General features: G+C 60.2%; 17 protein-coding genes. 5 read left to right on the forward strand and 12 right to left on the reverse strand.

Features of this window, described 5'->3' with window-relative positions; translation table 11 throughout:
- The first annotated feature begins 261 nt into the window (after positions 1-261).
- The 4 genes from CLV74_RS21875 (at position 262) to CLV74_RS21890 (ending at position 3,241) form a co-directional block, all read left to right on the forward strand.
- Positions 262-567: a ribbon-helix-helix domain-containing protein gene (locus CLV74_RS21875; protein ID WP_106268981.1), complete on the forward strand. Its 306-nt coding sequence runs from the start codon at positions 262-264 to the stop codon at positions 565-567.
- A gap of 117 nt (positions 568-684) precedes the next feature.
- Positions 685-1,080, forward strand: a complete 396-nt coding sequence (locus CLV74_RS21880) for a VOC family protein (protein ID WP_106268983.1) — start codon at positions 685-687, stop codon at positions 1,078-1,080.
- Positions 1,081-1,120: 40 nt separating this feature from the next.
- On the forward strand, positions 1,121-1,645 hold the full coding sequence (locus CLV74_RS21885; protein WP_106268985.1) for a Twin-arginine translocation pathway signal: 525 nt from the start codon (positions 1,121-1,123) through the stop codon (positions 1,643-1,645).
- Positions 1,646-1,669: 24 nt separating this feature from the next.
- Complete coding sequence (locus CLV74_RS21890) at positions 1,670-3,241, forward strand: GMC family oxidoreductase (RefSeq protein WP_106268987.1); 1,572 nt, start codon at positions 1,670-1,672, stop codon at positions 3,239-3,241.
- 62 nt (positions 3,242-3,303) lie between these two features.
- Here the strand turns inward: CLV74_RS21890 and CLV74_RS21895 are convergent, their stop codons facing one another.
- The 12 genes from CLV74_RS21895 to CLV74_RS21950 form a co-directional block, all read right to left on the reverse strand.
- On the reverse strand, positions 3,304-4,749 hold the full coding sequence (locus CLV74_RS21895) for an aldehyde dehydrogenase (protein WP_106268989.1): 1,446 nt from the start codon (positions 4,747-4,749) through the stop codon (positions 3,304-3,306).
- Positions 4,750-4,760: 11 nt separating this feature from the next.
- Positions 4,761-5,540 carry a coniferyl-alcohol dehydrogenase gene (locus CLV74_RS21900; protein WP_106268991.1) on the reverse strand — a complete coding sequence of 260 codons (780 nt, stop codon included), beginning with the start codon at positions 5,538-5,540 and terminating at the stop codon, positions 4,761-4,763.
- A gap of 12 nt (positions 5,541-5,552) precedes the next feature.
- Positions 5,553-7,031, reverse strand: coding sequence for a flavin-containing monooxygenase (locus CLV74_RS21905; RefSeq protein WP_106268993.1), 1,479 nt, complete (start codon positions 7,029-7,031; stop codon positions 5,553-5,555).
- A gap of 13 nt (positions 7,032-7,044) precedes the next feature.
- Positions 7,045-7,887, reverse strand: a complete 843-nt coding sequence (locus CLV74_RS21910; protein WP_170108130.1) for an alpha/beta fold hydrolase — start codon at positions 7,885-7,887, stop codon at positions 7,045-7,047.
- A 119-nt stretch (positions 7,888-8,006) separates the two neighbouring features.
- A complete protein-coding gene (locus CLV74_RS21915; protein WP_106268998.1) occupies positions 8,007-8,774 on the reverse strand; it encodes a 3-ketoacyl-ACP reductase in 768 nt (255 codons plus the stop codon).
- A gap of 1 nt (position 8,775) precedes the next feature.
- A complete protein-coding gene (locus tag CLV74_RS21920; protein ID WP_211299105.1) occupies positions 8,776-9,504 on the reverse strand; it encodes an ABC transporter ATP-binding protein in 729 nt (242 codons plus the stop codon).
- Complete coding sequence (locus CLV74_RS21925; RefSeq protein ID WP_106269000.1) at positions 9,501-10,259, reverse strand: ABC transporter ATP-binding protein; 759 nt, start codon at positions 10,257-10,259, stop codon at positions 9,501-9,503. Before CLV74_RS21925 ends, CLV74_RS21920 begins: the two co-directional genes overlap by 4 nt.
- Complete coding sequence (locus tag CLV74_RS21930) at positions 10,256-11,536, reverse strand: branched-chain amino acid ABC transporter permease (RefSeq protein WP_106269002.1); 1,281 nt, start codon at positions 11,534-11,536, stop codon at positions 10,256-10,258. Before CLV74_RS21930 ends, CLV74_RS21925 begins: the two co-directional genes overlap by 4 nt.
- Positions 11,537-11,554: 18 nt before the next feature.
- On the reverse strand, positions 11,555-12,514 hold the full coding sequence (locus tag CLV74_RS21935; RefSeq protein ID WP_106269004.1) for a branched-chain amino acid ABC transporter permease: 960 nt from the start codon (positions 12,512-12,514) through the stop codon (positions 11,555-11,557).
- Between the two features lies 1 nt (position 12,515).
- Positions 12,516-13,445 carry an SMP-30/gluconolactonase/LRE family protein gene (locus CLV74_RS21940; protein ID WP_106269006.1) on the reverse strand — a complete coding sequence of 310 codons (930 nt, stop codon included), beginning with the start codon at positions 13,443-13,445 and terminating at the stop codon, positions 12,516-12,518.
- 71 nt (positions 13,446-13,516) lie between these two features.
- A complete protein-coding gene (locus CLV74_RS21945) occupies positions 13,517-14,752 on the reverse strand; it encodes a branched-chain amino acid ABC transporter substrate-binding protein (protein WP_106269008.1) in 1,236 nt (411 codons plus the stop codon).
- Between the two features lie 373 nt (positions 14,753-15,125).
- Complete coding sequence (locus CLV74_RS21950; protein WP_106269010.1) at positions 15,126-15,863, reverse strand: SDR family NAD(P)-dependent oxidoreductase; 738 nt, start codon at positions 15,861-15,863, stop codon at positions 15,126-15,128.
- Positions 15,864-16,014: 151 nt separating this feature from the next.
- Here CLV74_RS21950 and CLV74_RS21955 point away from each other — a divergent pair, with 151 nt between their 5' ends.
- Positions 16,015-16,818, forward strand: a complete 804-nt coding sequence (locus CLV74_RS21955; RefSeq protein WP_106269012.1) for an IclR family transcriptional regulator — start codon at positions 16,015-16,017, stop codon at positions 16,816-16,818.
- Positions 16,819-17,086: the final 268 nt, after the last annotated feature.

Genomic DNA, 17,086 nt, shown 5'->3' on the forward strand with positions numbered 1-17,086 from the left:
CGTGACAATCTCTTCGGGCTTTGGTCGTTTGTTGGCCATCGATGGTCCTCCGTTTCCTAACTATAGGGGCGGACCAGTTCACTGGGGGAGGCTCATCATCTTTTATGTGGCGCAGTAACTGTGTGAAGCTGTCTGTTGAGTGCTGTCAAAGGTCATATGTAGGGAAGGCGAAGGTGTAGACCTTTTGGTGAAGCAGCCGAGAGTAGACGGTGAGGCTGGATGTGGGGTACCTTTTTCTTCTGCGGTAGGAGGAAAATAACGATGTGCCAGATTTTTGCGGGGCAAGATCCAGCCCGATACACTTCGACTACACGCCGGTTGCGCCTGAACGGTCAAAGCACCAGCATCCGGTTGGAAAATGCCTTTTGGGATATCCTTGACCAGATTGCGAAGGCGGACGGGGTCTCGACGCCTGCGTTTATCTCGCGTTTGCACTCAGAGGTGCTGGAGGCGCGGGGGGAGCCCGAGAACTTCACCTCGCTGTTGCGGACGGCTTGTCTGATTTTTATGGGGCAATCCAGCGCCACAGCCCATCAGGATCCAGCAATGGCTTTGGCCGCAGAATAAGCGGGCAAGCACGGGGTTAAGGGCATTTCAGGTGTAGTACGTCGCTACTACCCGCAGCCCTCAAGATTCGCACATCCTGAATTGGTAATGCAAACAAACCAATTCAGGAGCTGCCCCTTGGCCAAAGCCATCCACAGCATGATCCGCGTCCTCGATGAGGACCGATCCGTCGCGTTCTACAGTGCGGCGTTCGGCCTTTCTGTCGCTGACCGTCTGGACTTTCCCGACTTCACGCTGGTCTACATGAGCAACAGCGAGACCGGGTTCGAGGTTGAGCTGACCATCAATAAAGGCCGGACCGAGCCCTATAATCTGGGCGATGGCTACGGCCACCTTGCCGTGTCCGTGGCCGATCTGGACGCCGAACACGCCCGCTTTGAGGCCGAAGGCCTAAACCCCCGTAAACTTGTGGAATTTGCCCCTGCCGGTGAACTGGTGGGCCGCTTTTTCTTTGTTGCCGATCCGGACGGTTACCAGATCGAAGTGCTCGAACGCTCGGGCCGGTTTCAGTGAGGCACATCTGACATCACGCATTCTAAGAGAGGAGATTAGAATGGAACGTACAGAGCGCCCTCGGGGGCTGACTCGTCGCCAGCTTCTGTCGCGGGCGACCGCGGCAGGAACTGCCTTTGTCGTCGGGGCGGGTTTTGTCGCCGCTCCGAATGCGGTTTGGGCATATGAGACCACCCATCTGGACGCGCGTGCTTTTGCGACGCTGGTGCAGATGGCGCGGGACATCTACCCCCATGACCGTATTCCCGATGAAAACTATGTCGCCGCTGTCAAAGGCTATGACACTGCTGATGCGGCCTCTGCAATCACCGCAGGGCTGGCGGCGCTGGATGCGGCAGCGCAGGGCAAGGGCTTTGGCTCTTACCTAGATGCAGGTTGGGAACGCGACCGCGTGGATATCCTGCGCGGCATGGAGGAAAGCGCGTTCTTCCAGCAGATCCGCGGCGGTCTTGTGACCGGACTTTATAACCAGAAAGCCGTGTGGCCGATCTTTGGCTACGAAGGAGAGAGCTTCTCCAAGGGTGGTTACATCGACCGCGGCTTTGACGACATCAACTGGCTTTAAGCCATAGGGGAGGAGATAGAGACTATGGCTGCACCTTTTGATCTGAATGACGACAGCGTGGTCGTCATCATCGGCACCGGTGCCGGTGGCGGTACATTGGCGAACGAACTGGCCCAGAAAGGCGTCAAGGTCGTCGCGCTAGAGGCAGGCGGGCGGTATCTGCCTGATGACTACATCAACGATGAATGGGAAAGCTTTGGCCAGCTGGCTTGGGTCGACCCGCGCACCACGTCCGGCGATTGGCGCGTAGCCAAGGACTTTAGCGGTCTGCCTGCGTGGATCGTGAAGGCCGTGGGCGGCACCACCACCCACTGGGCGGGGGCATCCTTGCGGTTCCAAGAACATGAATGGAAGGCCGCGACCACCTATGGCGCGGTGCAGGGGGCGAACCTTCTGGACTGGCCCATTGACGCGGCCGAGATGGACCCGTGGTACACCAAGGCCGAAGACAAAATGGGCGTGACCCGCACGGGCAACCGCCCCGGTCTGCCTGGCAACAACAACTTCAAGGTCTTTGAAGCGGGGGCAAAGGCGCTAGGCTATAAAGAGGTTCACACGGGCCGGATGGCGATCCAGTCCAGCGACGAAGGTGACCGCGTCACCTGCCAGCAGACCGGTTTTTGCTTTCAGGGGTGTAAGTGGGGTGCCAAGTGGTCCACCGCCTACACCGAGGTTCCGGCCGGTGAAGCGACCGGAAACCTTGAAGTGCGCGAGCGCGCCCACGTGGCCCGCATCCTGCACAATGAGGCGGGCAAGGTCACAGGTGTTGAATACTTCGATGCGGACGGCCACCTGCAAATGCAGAAGGCGCGGATTGTCTGCCTCGCAGGCAACTCGTTTGAATCGCCGCGCTTGCTGCTGAACTCGGCCTCATCGATGTTCCCTGATGGTCTGGCAAACAGTTCGGGTCAGGTGGGGCGCAACTATATGCGGCACATGACCGGATCGGTCTATGCGGTGTTCGACAAGCCCGTGCGCATGTGGCGCGGCACCACTATGGCTGGCATCGTGCAGGATGAGGCGCGTTATGATCCGTCACGCGGGTTCGTCGGGGGCTATGAGCTGGAAACTCTGAGCCTTGGCATTCCCTTCATGGCGGCCTTCCTTGATCCGGGCGCTTGGGGGCGCGAGTTTACAACGGCGCTGGACGGCTATGAAAACATGGCCGGTATGTGGATCGTGGGCGAAGACATGCCGCAGGAAACCAACCGTGTGACCTTGAACATGGACGTCAAGGATCAGCACGGCTTGCCGGTGGTGAACGTCAACTTCAGCGATCACCCGAACGACAAGGCCATGCGTGCCCATGCCTATAAACAAGGTATTGCTATGTATGAGGCTGTGGGGGCCACCCGCGTCTTCCCGACGCCGCCCTATCCTAGCACCCATAACCTTGGCACCAACCGCATGTCGGAAAATGCCCGCGATGGGGTGGTGAACCGTTGGGGGCAGACCCACGATATCGCGAACCTGTTCATCTCTGACGGCTCGCAGTTCACGACCGGCGCGGCTGAAAACCCGACGCTGACCATTGTGGCGCTGGCGATCCGTCAGGCCGATCACATCGCGTCCGAGATGGCGAAGGGCAATATCTGATGGCTTTGACTGTCTGAAAGCAAAAGGCGCACATTGGAACATGTGCGCCTTTTTTCGTTTGTTTAGAAGGGATAGTGCTGGTTCGGGTCTTCAATGGTGATCCAGCGCTGCACTGTGAACTCGGCGATCCCTGCCTTGCCACCGAACCGGCCATAACCCGAAGCTTTGACCCCGCCAAAAGGCATTTGCGGCTCGTCCGAGACGGTGGGCCCGTTGATGTGGCAAATGCCGCTTTGAATGCGGTTGGCCGCGTCTAGCGCAACGGTGATGTCTTGCGAAAAGACCGCCGCAGACAGCCCGTATTCGGTGTCATTGGCAACGGCAATGGCAGCGTCTGTGTCCTTGACGCGCACGATGGATTTCACTGGGCCAAAGCTCTCTTCGCTGTAAATCCGCATCTCTGGGGTCACACCGTCCAGCAGGGTTGCTGCGTGGATTGCGCCATCGCGGGTGCCGCCTGCGATTATCTTGGCCCCTTTGGCGGTGGCGTCCGCGATCAGGGCGTCCATCTTCTGGGCGGCAGTCGGGGTTACCAGCGATCCAAGAACAACCTTATCGCGGGGATTGCCGTGGGGCAGGGCCGCGGCGCGGGCCGCCAGCTTTTCAACGAAGGCGTCGGCGATGGCGTCGACCACGATGATCCGCTCGGTCGACATGCAAATCTGGCCCTGGTTCATGAAGGCGCCAAAAATGGCAGCGTTCACGGCCCCGTCCAGATCGGCATCGGCCAGCACGATCAAGGGCGCTTTGCCCCCCAGTTCCAGCAGCGCAGGCTTGAGGTTTTCACCCGCTAGGCGCCCGATGATGCGGCCAACTGCGGTCGAGCCGGTAAAGTTCACGTGGCGCACCTCTGGCGCTTCGATCAGGGCCTTGACCACTGCGGGGGCATCTTCAGGCGCGTTCGAGATGACGTTGACCACACCCGCGGGAAAGCCTGCCTCTTGCAGGCAATCGCCGATCAGATGATGCACGCGCGGGCACATCTCTGAGGATTTCAGCACCACGGTGTTGCCGCAGGCAAGTGCAGTGGCGACCGCCCGAGTGCCAAGGATGACCGGCGCATTCCACGGCGCGATCCCAAGACACACGCCCCGCGGTTTGGCTTGCGACATCGCCAATGCGCCGGGTTTGTTCGACGGGATCACCTCTCCGCCCACCTGCGTGGTGATGGCGGCGGCCTCGCGCAACATTCCGGCGGCCAGATGGACGTTGAAACCGGCCCAGACGGTGGTTGCGCCGGTCTCGGTCACCATGGCCTCAACGAATTCGGCGCTGCGGGCGTCCATGATGTCAGCGGCTTTGCTCAGCAGCTTGCGGCGCACCTCTGGACCCGTGCGGGACCAGTCAGCGAAGGCGGCCTGCGCCGCCTGAACCGCGCGAAGAGCATCCGCGACGGATGCGGCAGCGGCATGGGTTGCAACCTCTCCGGTGACAGGATCGGTGCGCTGGAAGGTGCGGCTGTCTTCGGCAGGGCAGGCCATGCCGTCGATCAAAAGATCAAGACTCATTGGTATGCTCCTTATTTCAGGCCATTGCTGGTGGCGTCGATATGGGCGCGCATCCCGCCATCGCAGGCGATGTTGACGCCGCGCAGCCAGACCGAGCCGTCCGACAGCAGGAACGTCACAACCGGCGCGATGTCCGTGGGGCGACCGGGGCGGTCCATGATGCGCATGTCTTCTTCGGCACGCTCGCCAAGTGTTTCGAGGAAATCGCCAAGGATAGGCGTGTCCACAGGGCCGGGGCTGACGGCATTCATGCGGATGCCACGATCCCGCCACGTCCAGCGGTTCTCATGGGTCCACGCCACCAGCGCCTGCTTGGTGAAAAAGTAGCTGATGTCTTTGGTGATGCCCTGTTCCGCGCAGAAGGCGGGCACATCGGAGTGGGTCAGATCAGCGGCGGCTTTGATCTTGGTAACTTCGCCCTCCCAGCCTAGACCGGCCAGTGAGGCCAGATTGACGATGGCCGCGTTGTCCGCAAGGCTATCCACCAGTCCCAGCGTCAGCTTTTTCAGCGCGACCAGATTCACGGTCACGACGACCTCTGGCGGGGCGGTTGGTGGCACGCCCGCGATATTGGCTAGTCCGTCTGCCTTCAGGGGCTTTAAGGTCTCAATCAAGCTGTCCAGCGCCGCCTCATCGGTCAGATCGACCTGATGAAAGGCGTCTACGTCCACAGACGGGGTGTTCCGGTCAACGCCAATGACCTTGCCACCTGCGGCTTTCACCTGACGGGCCACTTCCTGACCAATGCCAGAAGAGACACCGGTAACGATAATGGTTTTATTGGTTAACATGGGGATGCCCTCTTACTCGGCCGCAACGGGTGCGGGCTGCATGTCGTAGCCTTCGGGGTGGAATGTGCCGTTTTCATCGCGGAAACTGTGGGCAAAGTCGGGCCAGACCAACGTCAGCCGTCCCGAGCGTTCGTCCACGTACCAAGACTTGCACCCACCCGCGAGCCAGACGGTGCCTTGCGCCATCGCGTCCAGTTTCTCCATGTAGGCGTCTTCGGCAGCGCGTTTGACCTCGATCACCTCGATGTTCTGGGCGTCGATCTGAGCCAGAGCCTCCATGATGTAATCGACCTGTGCCTCGATGATGTAGACGACCGAGTTGTGACCCAGTCCGGTGTTCGGGCCATTGATGATGAACAGGTTCGGATAGCCGTTCACAGCGATTGAATCGTAGGCCTGCATGCCCTGATCCCAGCGCTCGTCCAGACTGATGCCTTCGGTGCCGAAGATGCGGGTGGCGAAGGGGGGACGGACGGCCTCGAAACCCGTGGCAAAGACCAGCACGTCCAGATCGTATCCGGTGCCAGAGGCACCATAGGCAGTGTTGCCCTCGACCCGCTGAAGGGCGGATGCCTCAAGCGTGGCGTTCTCGGCGGCAACAGCCGGATAATAGGTGTTCGAGATCAAGAGGCGCTTGCACCCGATCTCATAGTCCGGCGTCAGTTTGGCCAGTAGTTCGGGGTCTTTGATGTTGGCTTCGCGGTGGCCCACCGCCAGCGCCTTGGCCTCATTGAGGAAGCGGGGGATGTTGCGCCGTTGGGCAAAGTTGAACTCGCCCGACCAGAAGATTTCCGACCGCATGTCTTCGACCACCGACGGGTCGCGACGGCACATGCGGCGCTCGCCCTCGGTAAAGGCGCGGTCCCAGCGGGGGATCATGTAGGGGGCAGAGCGTTGGAAGACGACCAGTTCAGAGGCCAGCCTTTGCATCTCGGGGACGATCTGGATCGCTGATGCGCCAGAGCCCACGACGCCGATCCGCTTGCCTTCCAGCGGGACCGAGTGATCCCAGTCCGCCGAATGGAAGACATCGCCGGTAAAGCTGTCCAGCCCTTCGATGTTAGGCATATGACCGTCGGCAAGGTGGCCGGTGCCGGTGATCAGGATTTTCGCCGCATAGGTTCCTTTGGACGTTTCGACGATCCAACGCTTGGCGTCTTCGTCCCAAGTGCTTTTCAGCATGTTGGTGTGAAAATGGATGTGGGGCAGGATGCCCTCGTCCTCGGCACATTTGCGGATGTAGGCTTGGATTTCGCCGCCCGGCGAGAATACCCGCGACCAGTCGGGGTTCGGCAGGTAACTGTAGGAATAGAGGTGCGAAGGCACATCGCACGCAATCCCGGGATAGTGGTTGTCACGCCATGTGCCGCCCACATCGCCTGCGCGCTCGATCGCGATGAAATTCTCGCGTCCTGAACGTTTCAGCTGGATCGCCATGCCAAGACCGGCAAAGCCGGTGCCAACGATAAGGATATCGGTTTCGGTGGTCATTGCCTTGGTCTCCTTAGGGTTTCTGCGCGGGAATGATGGCGCCTGCGGGGAATTCGTCCGGCTGGCGGGTAAAGCGGTCAACGTAGTGGAACAGCTCGGCCGCACGTTCGTGGACGACCGCGTGACCCGAGGGGATCTCGGCGTAGCGGGCATCTTCAATGGCGCCGAACAGCTGCTTGGAGTGATGCTTAGGCACCATCATGTCGTAGGTGCAGCCGATCACCAGCGTCTTGGCCGCGATGGTTTCGCAGGCGGCGGCAATGTCGATGCGGGTGTTCAGGTCCATCTGCTTTTCGACAAAGGGCGTGATCTTCAGCATGCCAGCGGCAGCCTTCATGTCCTCTACCGTGCGCATGTTCATGAACGCGGGCGAGAAGGCGCAGAATGTCATGTATTGAGTGACAGAGGCGCTGTCCTGATCGCGCAGCTGCCGCCACACATCATTGCGCATCTTCTGGTGGGTGTCGGTGCGCAGCCAGCCCGCCGCAAGGATCAAGTTGGCGATCTTGCCGCCCATCTCGGCGGCGGTCATGGCGGCGACGCAAGCCCCCAGCGAATAGCCCATCAGGGTTACGGGGCCTTCGGGAACCTCGGCGGTGATCACCGCTTTGACCTGCGCGACCAGATCGGCCAGCTCCAGCGTGTCACCGGCAGGCTCGGACCAGTCCAGCGCGATCACCCGCTGGCGATAGGCCATCATCGGGAAAATATAGCCGTAGTGCCCGTCAATCGATCCTGCGGTGCCGTGGACCAGCACCAAAGGCGTGCGATCATTTTCGGGGCCTGCCACGCGGTAGCGCACATCGACGCCATTCACAGTGACGTGCCCTTCGCGGAAGGGTTGGTTGTCCAACATATGAAAACTCCTCCAGAAATAGCCTCTCCGGTCGCAGACCATCAGGCTGCGTTGCCGTCGGGGACGACCCGAACGGAGGCTGTGTGTTTGCAAATCAGGGGCGCGGGCCCCTTGGGTTATCAGGCGGTGGGGATGTGATACCCTCCGTCCACGTAAATCGGTTGTCCGGTCACATAGGGCAGGGCGCCCGAGGCCAGCGAGGCCGCAACAGCGCCAATGTCGGTGGTCTGTCCCCAGCGTCTTTGGGTGACCGCGCCGCTGTCGATATAGGCGTCGATCTTGCCCGTGGGTGCAGAGCCGGTCATCTCAGTCCGGATAAAGCCGGGGCGGATTTCATGCACTGCAATGCCATGCTGCCCTAGGCGGTCTGCATAAAGCTGCGCGGTCATCGACAGACCCGCCTTTGAGACACAGTAGGGGCTGCGGTCGGTCGAGACATGGCTTGCCGCGATCGAGGTGATGAAGGTGATTGACCGGTAGTGACTGCTGTCGCGCGCGATCATCCGCTTGGCCGCCGCTTGGGTGAAAAAGAACGTCCCGCGCAGGTTCACGCCCAGATTGCGATCAAACGCCTCGGGCTCCAAAGCCAGAATGTCGGTCAGGGGGCGGGCGGCGATGCCTGCGTTGTTGACCAGCGCGTCAATGGGGCCAAGCGCGGCTTCGGCGGCTTCAATCGCGGCGGCGTGGCTGTCCAGGTCGGACAGGTCCATCTGGCCAAAGTAGGCCCGTGCGCCAAGCGCTTTTATTTCTTGGGTGACGGCGTCTGACTTCTCATCCAGCACGATGTCCAGTGCGGCGATGTCAAAGCCGCCCTTCGCCAGCGCCAATGCGATCCCGCGGCCAAGGCCCTGACGGGCACCTGTGACCAATGCGACGGGTTTGCTCATCTTAGACCTCCAACCATTCGGCGCGCACCTCGGGGGCGTTCATTAGCCCTGCCGGAGTACCTTCAAATACGATCTCGCCATGTCCCATGACATACAGCCGGTGCGAGATATCCAGCGCGATCACCAGTTTCTGTTCCACCAGCAGGATCGAGACCCCTTTGGCCGCAATCCGTTCCAGCAAGGCCCCGACAGTGGCAACCATCTTGGGGGCCAGCCCTTCGGTGGGTTCATCCACCATGATCAGATCAGGATCGCCGATCAGGGTCCGGCAAATGGTCAGCATCTGCTGCTCGCCCCCCGAAAGGGCGCCTGCGTTGGTTTCGGCGCGGGTGCGCAGGACGGGGAACAGATCGAAGATATCCTCCATCGTCCAACGCCCTTCGCCCTTGGATTTGAGGCCAAGGATCAGGTTTTCGCGCACGGTCAGATCTGGGAAGACATCGCGGTTTTCCGGCACATAGCCGATACCGGCGTAGGCGATCTTGTGGGGCTTTTGCCCGCCCAAGGATTGGCCCGCAAAACTAACTTCGCCCTTGGTGGTCACAGCGCCCATGATCGCCTTCAGCAAGGTCGAGCGTCCCGCGCCGTTCCGCCCCAGTAGCGAGACGATTTCGCCCCGTTTCACATCCAGATCGACCCCGTGCAGGATATGGCTTTTGCCGTACCATGCTTGCAGGCCGCGAACGGACAGCAGAGTTTCGGCAGAGATGTTCAGTTCTGGTTTGGTCATGCGGCGTCCTCCTCGCTGGTGCCAAGGTAGGCTTCTTGCACGGCGCGATTGGCGCGGATTTCCTGCGGGGTGCCTGTGGCGATAATCTGGCCATAGACCAGCACCGAGATCCGGTCCGCCATTTCAAAGATCACGCCCATGTCGTGTTCGACCATCAGCAGGGTTTTCCCCTCGGTCACTTTCATGATCAGTTGCAGGGCCGCTTCGGTTTCCGAGTGGTTCATGCCGGCCATCGGCTCGTCCAGCAGCAGCGTATTGGCACCCGAGGCCACGGCCAGCCCCAACTCTAGCGCCCGTTGTTCGGGGTAGGTCAGACTGTCGGCGGTATCATGCGCGCGGCGCGTCAGGCCTAGCTGATCCAGCAGGCGTTCGCATTCTATTGCAACATCAGGCAGCGTTGGGGTTTGCCGGAAGATCGAATAGCGGTGCCCCAGTTTCCACAGCACGGCACAGCGCAGATTGTCCAGAACGCTCATCTGCGGAAAGATGTTGGTGATCTGGAAGCTGCGCGACAGTCCCGCGCGCACGATTTCGGCAGGCGGTTTGCCCGCGATGTTCTGGCTCTGAAACAGGATTTCGCCTGAGGTGGGCGCAATCCGGCCAGAGATCAGGTGAAACAGGGTGGATTTCCCCGCACCATTCGGGCCGATCAGCGCGTGGCGTTCCCCTTGGCGCAGGTCCAGATTGACGCCGCGGATGATCTCGACCGAACCGAAGGATTTCTTCAGGTTGCGAAGCTCTAGCGCGTGGGTCATGCGGTCTCTCCTTTGCTCAGGCTGTGACGCAGGGTGGCCAGACGGTCAAAGAGGGGGCGCATGGCGATGACACCGCCGCCCGCGCAGATCAGCCCAAGACCCCATGACAGGACCGAGGCGGTGGACAGGGGCAGGCCCAGAACGGTGATCTGCGGTCCAAGCGTTGCATCAAGGCCGGCGCGGTAGGCCAGTTCGATCAGGATGATGGTGCCTGTCAGTGCGAATGCTCCGGCCAGACCGATCAGGCCCAATAGCGGGGCTTGCGCGCCGACCGAGCCCGAGCGCAGCAGGGCAATTCCATCCATCAAGATGCCAGCCAGACCTGCGGGCTGGACCATCACAACGAAGATGAACAAAAGGCCAAAGTACATCATCCATGCTGGCGAGATATCCGAGAGCCAGATTTTCATCAGGCCGATGACAATCGCCCCCAAGACTGGCCCGAAGAAATGCTTGGTGCCGCCGATATAGGTCATCAGAAGGACCAGCATACAGGTGGTCGCACCCATTTCGTTGACGGTCATGATCTCAAAGTTCAGGGCAGCCAGTGATCCGGCGACACCTGCGACTGCAGCGGCAATGGCATAGGCCAGCATCCGGACGCGGCGGGCCGAGAAGCCAAGGAACTCGATCCGTTCGGCGTTGTCGCGCACTGCGTTGGTCAAGAGACCCAGCGGTGTTTTTGAGAAGTAATAAAGAACGCCCGCGCAGATCAGGAACCAGACGGCGATAATCACGTAGATATCGACGGTCGGGCCATAGTCCATCCCGAACGAGGCCCCCAAATCCATCCGGTCGAAGGAAACACCTTCCTCGGACCCGTAAATCGACGGGAAAAGGGCTGCGGCGGCGTAGACCAACTCGGCCAGACCAAGGGTGATCATGGCAAATGGCATCCCGCCTCGGCCCGAAGCCAGCCAGCCGCCGAAAAACCCAAGGATCAACGCGCCAAAGCCGCCGATGGCCGGAATAAGGGGCAGGGGAAAGCTGACGCCCGCATCGGCCATATGGAGGATCGCGTGGGTGGCGATAAAGCCGCCAAGGCCGAAGAATGTGCCGTGCCCAAGAGACAGCAGCCCCGTCTGGCCCAGAAGCACATTATAGGACAGGGCAAAGATCGCCATCGTGCCAAGATAGTTCAGGGTCGAGATCATCGAGTTGCTGCTGAACAGCAGCGGCAGGACGATCAACGTGGCCGTAATGGCGACCCATGGCAGGGCAGCCGTCAGGCGGGTGTTGGCGCTGGGCGCGGGGGTGTCGAGAGTGCTGACTGACATGACTTTATCCTTTCAGCATCAGGCGCGCTTGCCGATCAGACCCATGGGTCTGAAGATCAGCATCACAACAAGCAGAAGATAGGGAATGACGGGGCCAACCTGAGAGACCGACACGTTCCAGATATCGGACACCAACGCACCAAGAGCGGCGGGCGGTTGGGTGATCCCGATCAGGCCGAAGACATCGGCAACAGACAAATCGATCGCCACGGCGAAGGTCTGGATGAACCCGACCAGAAGCGAGGCGATAAAGGCGCCTGTCAGCGATCCAAGCCCCCCGACCACGACGATCACGAACAGGATCGGCCCAAGGGCTGCGGCCATTGACGGCTGGGTGATCAGGATCGGACCGCCAATCACGCCTGCCACCCCAGCCAGCGCCGAGCCGACGCCGAACACCGACATGAACACCAACGGCACGTCATGCCCCAGCATCGAGACCATCTCGGGGTGGGTCAGCGACGCTTTGACGATCAGACCAACGCGGGTGCGGGTCAGTAGCAGGGCAAGCCCCGCAAAGATCGCCACCGACATGATCAGCATGAACAGGCGGAAGGCAGGATAGCCGGTGCCGAAGATCTCAAAAGCGGTGAAGTTCAGCGCCTCGGGGACCTGATAGTCCATCGGGCTGCGGCCCCAGATCATCTGGATGGCTTCCTCGATTACGAAGGCGACGCCGATGGTGAACAAAAGCTCGCCCAAATGGCCGAATTTGTGGACACGGCGCAGGCCGTAGCGCTCGATCAAGGCGCCGAACAGGCCCACCAGGACGGGCGCAAGGATAAGGGCCGGAAAGAACCCGACGATCTTAGAAATCTCGTACCCGAAGTAGGCCCCCAGCATGAAGAAACTGGCGTGGGCAAAGTTCAGCACGCCCATCATCGAAAAGATCAGCGTCAGGCCAGAGGCCAAGAGGAACAGCAGCATCCCGTAAAGAGTGCCGTTCAGCAGTGAGAATGTGATGACTTCCGCGCTCATGTCATAGCCCCGAGAAATTCGGCTTCAGCCCCGCGCGGGGCCAGTCCATGGCGATCAGCTGTCCAGAACCAGACAGGGTGATATAGGCAGTCTTCATATCGGGCCCGCCAAACGCGATGTTGGTCGAGAAGGGGTCGGGCATTTCAACGGTCTCGACCTCTTTGCCCTCGGGCGAGATGACGGTGATGCAGCCCGGTGTTAGTCCTGCGCAGCAGATGTTGCCGTTCTCTTCCACCGCAAGGCTGTCATAACGTTTGAAGCCTTCGACCTGTGCCAGCACGGCCTCGCCCGGTTCAAACGGGTTCGGTTTGCGGATTTCGCCAGTGCCGGTGATGTCATAGGCGTAAAGGCGGCCGGTTTCGGTTTCGGCCACGTAGACGGTCTTTTCGTCGGGCGACAGGCCAACGCCGTTGGCCGTTGTGATCGGCCAAGCGATCTCGCAGGCGTAAGAGCCGTCGGGCTTGCCGTAATAGAGACCCCCATGCAGAAAGCTGCGCGGTGTGCGGGTTCCGTGATCGGTGAACCAAAGCCCGCCGTCGCGATCAACCACGATGTCATTGGGCATCAAGAGGGCATGGCCGTCGATCTCTTGGTACAGTTCGGTGACTTCGCCGGTGGTCAAGTCAACACGCTCGATCCGGCCACCGCTGTAGTCGGGGTTGCCGCCCACGGGCTGGGTCACGCCGCCCGGTTCGCCCCAAGCAAAGCCATCGCCGTTGTTGCAGATGTAGAGGGCGCCGTCATGACCCACAGCCGCCCCGTTCGGTGCGCCCGCAAGTTTGACGACGACCTCTTTGCTGCCATCGGGCGCAATGCGGGTCAGGCAGCAATTCTTGATCTCGCAGACGATGACAGAGCCGTCAGGCATCACAACGGGGCCTTCGGGAAACCCGAGGCCGGTTGCGACAACTTTATAGGGATATTGGGTCATGGCACTTCCTCCTCACACCAAATTCACGTGCGGGGCGCGGAAATCTGTCGCTCCGCGCCCCGAGGGAGTTATCAGGGGCGCTTCATTTCGCACTCATTCGGTAGGGCGATGGCCTCGGCGGGAATGATGGCGACGTTTTCCCAGCCCCAGCCGGTGCCTTCTTCGTCCAGCGTGCCTTCGGGCACGTCGATAAAGCGCGAGACCGCCATTTGCGTCACGATCTGGTGGTTCTGGGGGCTGCTGTGGGCGGGGGCGCCGTAGATGGTCTCGAACTCGATCCCCTCAAGACTGGCAATCAGCGGGTCCACGTCGTTCGAGCCTGCCTTGGCCGCGGCCAGAGACAGGGCGCGGATGGCCGAGCTGTCACCGGGGAAGGCGCTGGCTGAGATGCCCATTTTGGCGCGGAAAGCCGCTTCGTGGGCGTGCAGCCCTTCGTTCTGGATGCCTGCGTCACCGTCAAAGACCGAATAGACCAGACCGTTCAGGCCCGATTGCGCCATTGCGGTCGGCGCACCGGGGCCGGTCGAGAAATAGGTGTACCATTCGGCCTCAAGCCCTGCTTCGCCCGCGGCTTTCAACACTAGCGCCAGATCCGCACCCCAGTCCGAGGTGATCACCGCCTGCGCACCCGATGCTTTGATCTTGGCGATATAGGGGGTGAAGTCGGTGATCTTTTGCAGCGGGTGGGTGTCATCGCCGACCCATTCGATGTCGGGGCGGCTTGCGCCGACCTTGTCGATCACCGACTGGCGGGTGGTCTGGCCGGATGAGCCTTCGGCGTTCAGCAGGTAGACCTTGGTGATATCGGTGCGGTCCTTAAGGTAGGTGGCAAGGCCAGCGGTCTTGGCATCGGCGTCCAGCACCCAAGAAAAGCTGTAATAGCTGCATTTCTCGCCGGTGATGGCGGGATCGTGCGAGGCACCGTCAAAGACGATGACCTGATGATCGGGGTTGCGGCGGTTGTACTTGTTCACAAAGTCCACCAGCGCAAAGGTGTTCGACGAGGATACCGAGGTTTGCAGAATGCGCGCGCCCTGATCGATGGCCTTCTGGGCCTGAATGGCGGTTTCCTGCGGCGACATCTTGTTGTCGAAGGTCAGGATCTCGATCTGTTGGCCGTTCAGGCCGCCGTTGGCGTTCACCTGATCCACCGAATAGCGCAGCACTTTTTCGATGCGCTCGGTCACCACGGCGGCCGGACCCGAAAAGGGATCAATCATCGCGAATTTGAAGGTCTCATCCGCAAAGGCGGCGCTGGCCGAAGCAAGCGCGATAACGGATGCGAAAATTGTTTTGGTCATAGTCATTTGCGTCTCCCTTGGGGAATACCCATCGGTGCCCTCCGACGGCTGTCAAAGGGGGTGCCCTTGCGGGCCTCTACCTTGGATTGAAATCCCGTTTCTCCAAATAGGCTTTCGCCCTTTTCACCCGCTGCGGCTGTTTGCTGTGCTGCGGCGGGTGCTCCTCTGTGCTGCCTATGGTGTAAAACTCGCCTCTTGGGGTCAACTCAGAGAGTCCGAATGTTGGACGTAAAGGTGAATTATTTGCATTCATTAAATTGAATTTCTTGGCGGGTACGGTGCTTAATTATTGTTTTATATGAATTTTAATGACAGACGTGCGGCGTAAAATATTGGACTCTCGCAGTCATCTTTTGCCGAGAGAGTCCAATATGCGAAATCAGTAGGTTGCACGCCCGCCGGACATGTCGAAAACAGCGCCCGAGTTGAACGAACATTCAGGGCTGATCATGAAGCAGATCATGGCCGCGCATTCCTCGACGGTGCCGAACCGCCCTTGAGGGATTCGTGACAGAGAGAAGGCGATTTGCTCTTCTGGCAGTTGCTCCATCAGGGGGGTGTTGATCAGTCCGGGGGCAAAGCAGTTTGCCCGTACGCCGGTCGCTGCCAGCTCTTTGCCAAGGGACTTGGTGTAGCCGATGATGCCCGCTTTGGCGGCCGAATAGCTGGAGGCATTGGGGTTGCCTTCCTTGCCTGCGACCGAGGCAATCGTTGCGATCCGCCCGTAATCCCGTGCAACCATGCCGTCCACCACGGCGCGGGTGCATAGGAAGACGCCCCCGAGGTGCACGTCGATCACGCGCTTCCATGAGGGGTAGTCATGTCCCTGTACGGGGTGGGTCGGCCCAGTGATCCCTGCGGCGGTCACAAGGATGTCTACCTCGCCAAAGGCGGCTTCTGTGGTGGCGTAGGCGGCGTTCACCGATGCTTCATCCGCGATGTCGACGGTGACACCAATGGCGCTGGTGCCAAGCGACTTGGCGCTGTCCTCTGCGCCTCCGATATCCCAGATCGCAACTTTGCCTCCCTCAGCGATCAGGCGCTTGGCAACGGCAAAACCGATTCCCCGTGCGCCTCCAGTGATGACCGCGACCTGATCTTGAAATCGTGGCTCCATAAAATCCTCCTCCGTCTGAAAATGTGTCCACTATGTAGACTTAATTGGTGTCTGAAAGGGGGCATCAAACCTGAAACTCTTGCAACGCTTTTGATTGTCTGCATCTCTGTAAGTCAACATAAGTCCATATATCGGTCTTTAAGGTGGCAGCATGGCAGAGCAGCAGGGCAAGATGGGGAAAAGTCAGGTCGTTGAGCGGACCTGCATGATTCTACGAGAGTTGGGCCGACATGGTCCCGGCGGCGCGCGCCTGATCGATCTGACGTCGCGCACGGGCCTGAGCCGTCCAACTGTGCATCGTATCCTGACCACTTTGGTGGCCGAGCTTTTCGTCGAGCGGACGGCGGATCGTGGTTACCGGCTGTCGTCCCAGATCTATGAGTTGGGCCTGAATGCACCAAGCCCCGTGGGCGACACATCCCGGTTGCGTCCTATTGTGCAGGCTTTGGCGGATGAATGCGGCGATACTGTCTATCTCGCGATGCGCACCGGAGACTTTGGTCATTACCTATTGCGCTGCGAAGGTGCTTATCCGATCCGCACCCATGTGGTCTCGGCGAACCAGACCCTGTCTTTGGTATCCAGTCACTGCGGGCGTTCGCTTCTAGGGTCCATGTCCGAAGACGAGGCCGAGCAGATCATTCGCCGCGCCGAGCGTGACAAGCGCCTGTTCGGTGAGGCAACACCTGATGGCCTTCGTGATGAGGTCGAGCATGTGCGCAAGAAGGGATATGGTTGGGCGCGTGATGTAACCTTTGTTGGTGTCGCAGGTCTGACGGTGCCGGTTCCTAATCCAAGGGGCAGTTCGTTTCTTGCTATGAGCATCTCGACCATTCCCCAGCGCCTGACCCAAGAACGGGCCGAGAAGGTCTTGCCAGGTCTGAAGGCCGCAGCGGCCCAGATTGCCGAAGTTCTGGCGGGCGGAAGGGGAGGGGCGTCAACCGGTCGGGGGTGAGATTCAGATGTCCGCAAGGCTCTACGGCGACACTCTGTATATGGCTTCCAGCTTTTCTGGGCTGAAATGCGCCATTTGCAGGCGTTAAGGCGTCTTCGTGAGGCTGGAATCCGCTTAAGAACAAGGCGTTCCGGACTTTTCTTCACTTAATCCGCATTTTCTTTGATTTAGGTCTTGCGACTCTTCTCGCCTATCCGTAGAAGACCCCTCACCGGCGGCGCTGAGGCGCGGTTGGGGCGGACGGGACGGTCGCAAGGCTGTTTGGTTC

The sequence above is a fragment of the Donghicola tyrosinivorans genome (assembly GCF_003003355.1).
GTDB lineage: Bacteria > Pseudomonadota > Alphaproteobacteria > Rhodobacterales > Rhodobacteraceae > Donghicola > Donghicola tyrosinivorans.

Bases quoted from the DNA above. Each gene is read 5' to 3' on its own strand.
- CLV74_RS21875 (WP_106268981.1), top strand. From the start codon at position 262: ATGTGCCAGATTTTTGCGGGGCAAGATCCAGCCCGATACACTTCGACT.
- CLV74_RS21885 (WP_106268985.1), top strand. From the start codon at position 1,121: ATGGAACGTACAGAGCGCCCTCGGGGGCTGACTCGTCGCCAGCTTCTG.
- CLV74_RS21890 (WP_106268987.1), top strand. From the start codon at position 1,670: ATGGCTGCACCTTTTGATCTGAATGACGACAGCGTGGTCGTCATCATC.
- CLV74_RS21895 (WP_106268989.1), bottom strand. From the start codon at position 4,749: ATGAGTCTTGATCTTTTGATCGACGGCATGGCCTGCCCTGCCGAAGAC.
- CLV74_RS21900 (WP_106268991.1), bottom strand. From the start codon at position 5,540: ATGTTAACCAATAAAACCATTATCGTTACCGGTGTCTCTTCTGGCATT.
- CLV74_RS21905 (WP_106268993.1), bottom strand. From the start codon at position 7,031: ATGACCACCGAAACCGATATCCTTATCGTTGGCACCGGCTTTGCCGGT.
- CLV74_RS21910 (WP_170108130.1), bottom strand. From the start codon at position 7,887: ATGTTGGACAACCAACCCTTCCGCGAAGGGCACGTCACTGTGAATGGC.
- CLV74_RS21915 (WP_106268998.1), bottom strand. From the start codon at position 8,774: ATGAGCAAACCCGTCGCATTGGTCACAGGTGCCCGTCAGGGCCTTGGC.
- CLV74_RS21920 (WP_211299105.1), bottom strand. From the start codon at position 9,504: ATGACCAAACCAGAACTGAACATCTCTGCCGAAACTCTGCTGTCCGTT.
- CLV74_RS21925 (WP_106269000.1), bottom strand. From the start codon at position 10,259: ATGACCCACGCGCTAGAGCTTCGCAACCTGAAGAAATCCTTCGGTTCG.
- CLV74_RS21930 (WP_106269002.1), bottom strand. From the start codon at position 11,536: ATGTCAGTCAGCACTCTCGACACCCCCGCGCCCAGCGCCAACACCCGC.
- CLV74_RS21935 (WP_106269004.1), bottom strand. From the start codon at position 12,514: ATGAGCGCGGAAGTCATCACATTCTCACTGCTGAACGGCACTCTTTAC.
- CLV74_RS21940 (WP_106269006.1), bottom strand. From the start codon at position 13,445: ATGACCCAATATCCCTATAAAGTTGTCGCAACCGGCCTCGGGTTTCCC.
- CLV74_RS21945 (WP_106269008.1), bottom strand. From the start codon at position 14,752: ATGACTATGACCAAAACAATTTTCGCATCCGTTATCGCGCTTGCTTCG.
- CLV74_RS21950 (WP_106269010.1), bottom strand. From the start codon at position 15,863: ATGGAGCCACGATTTCAAGATCAGGTCGCGGTCATCACTGGAGGCGCA.
- CLV74_RS21955 (WP_106269012.1), top strand. From the start codon at position 16,015: ATGGCAGAGCAGCAGGGCAAGATGGGGAAAAGTCAGGTCGTTGAGCGG.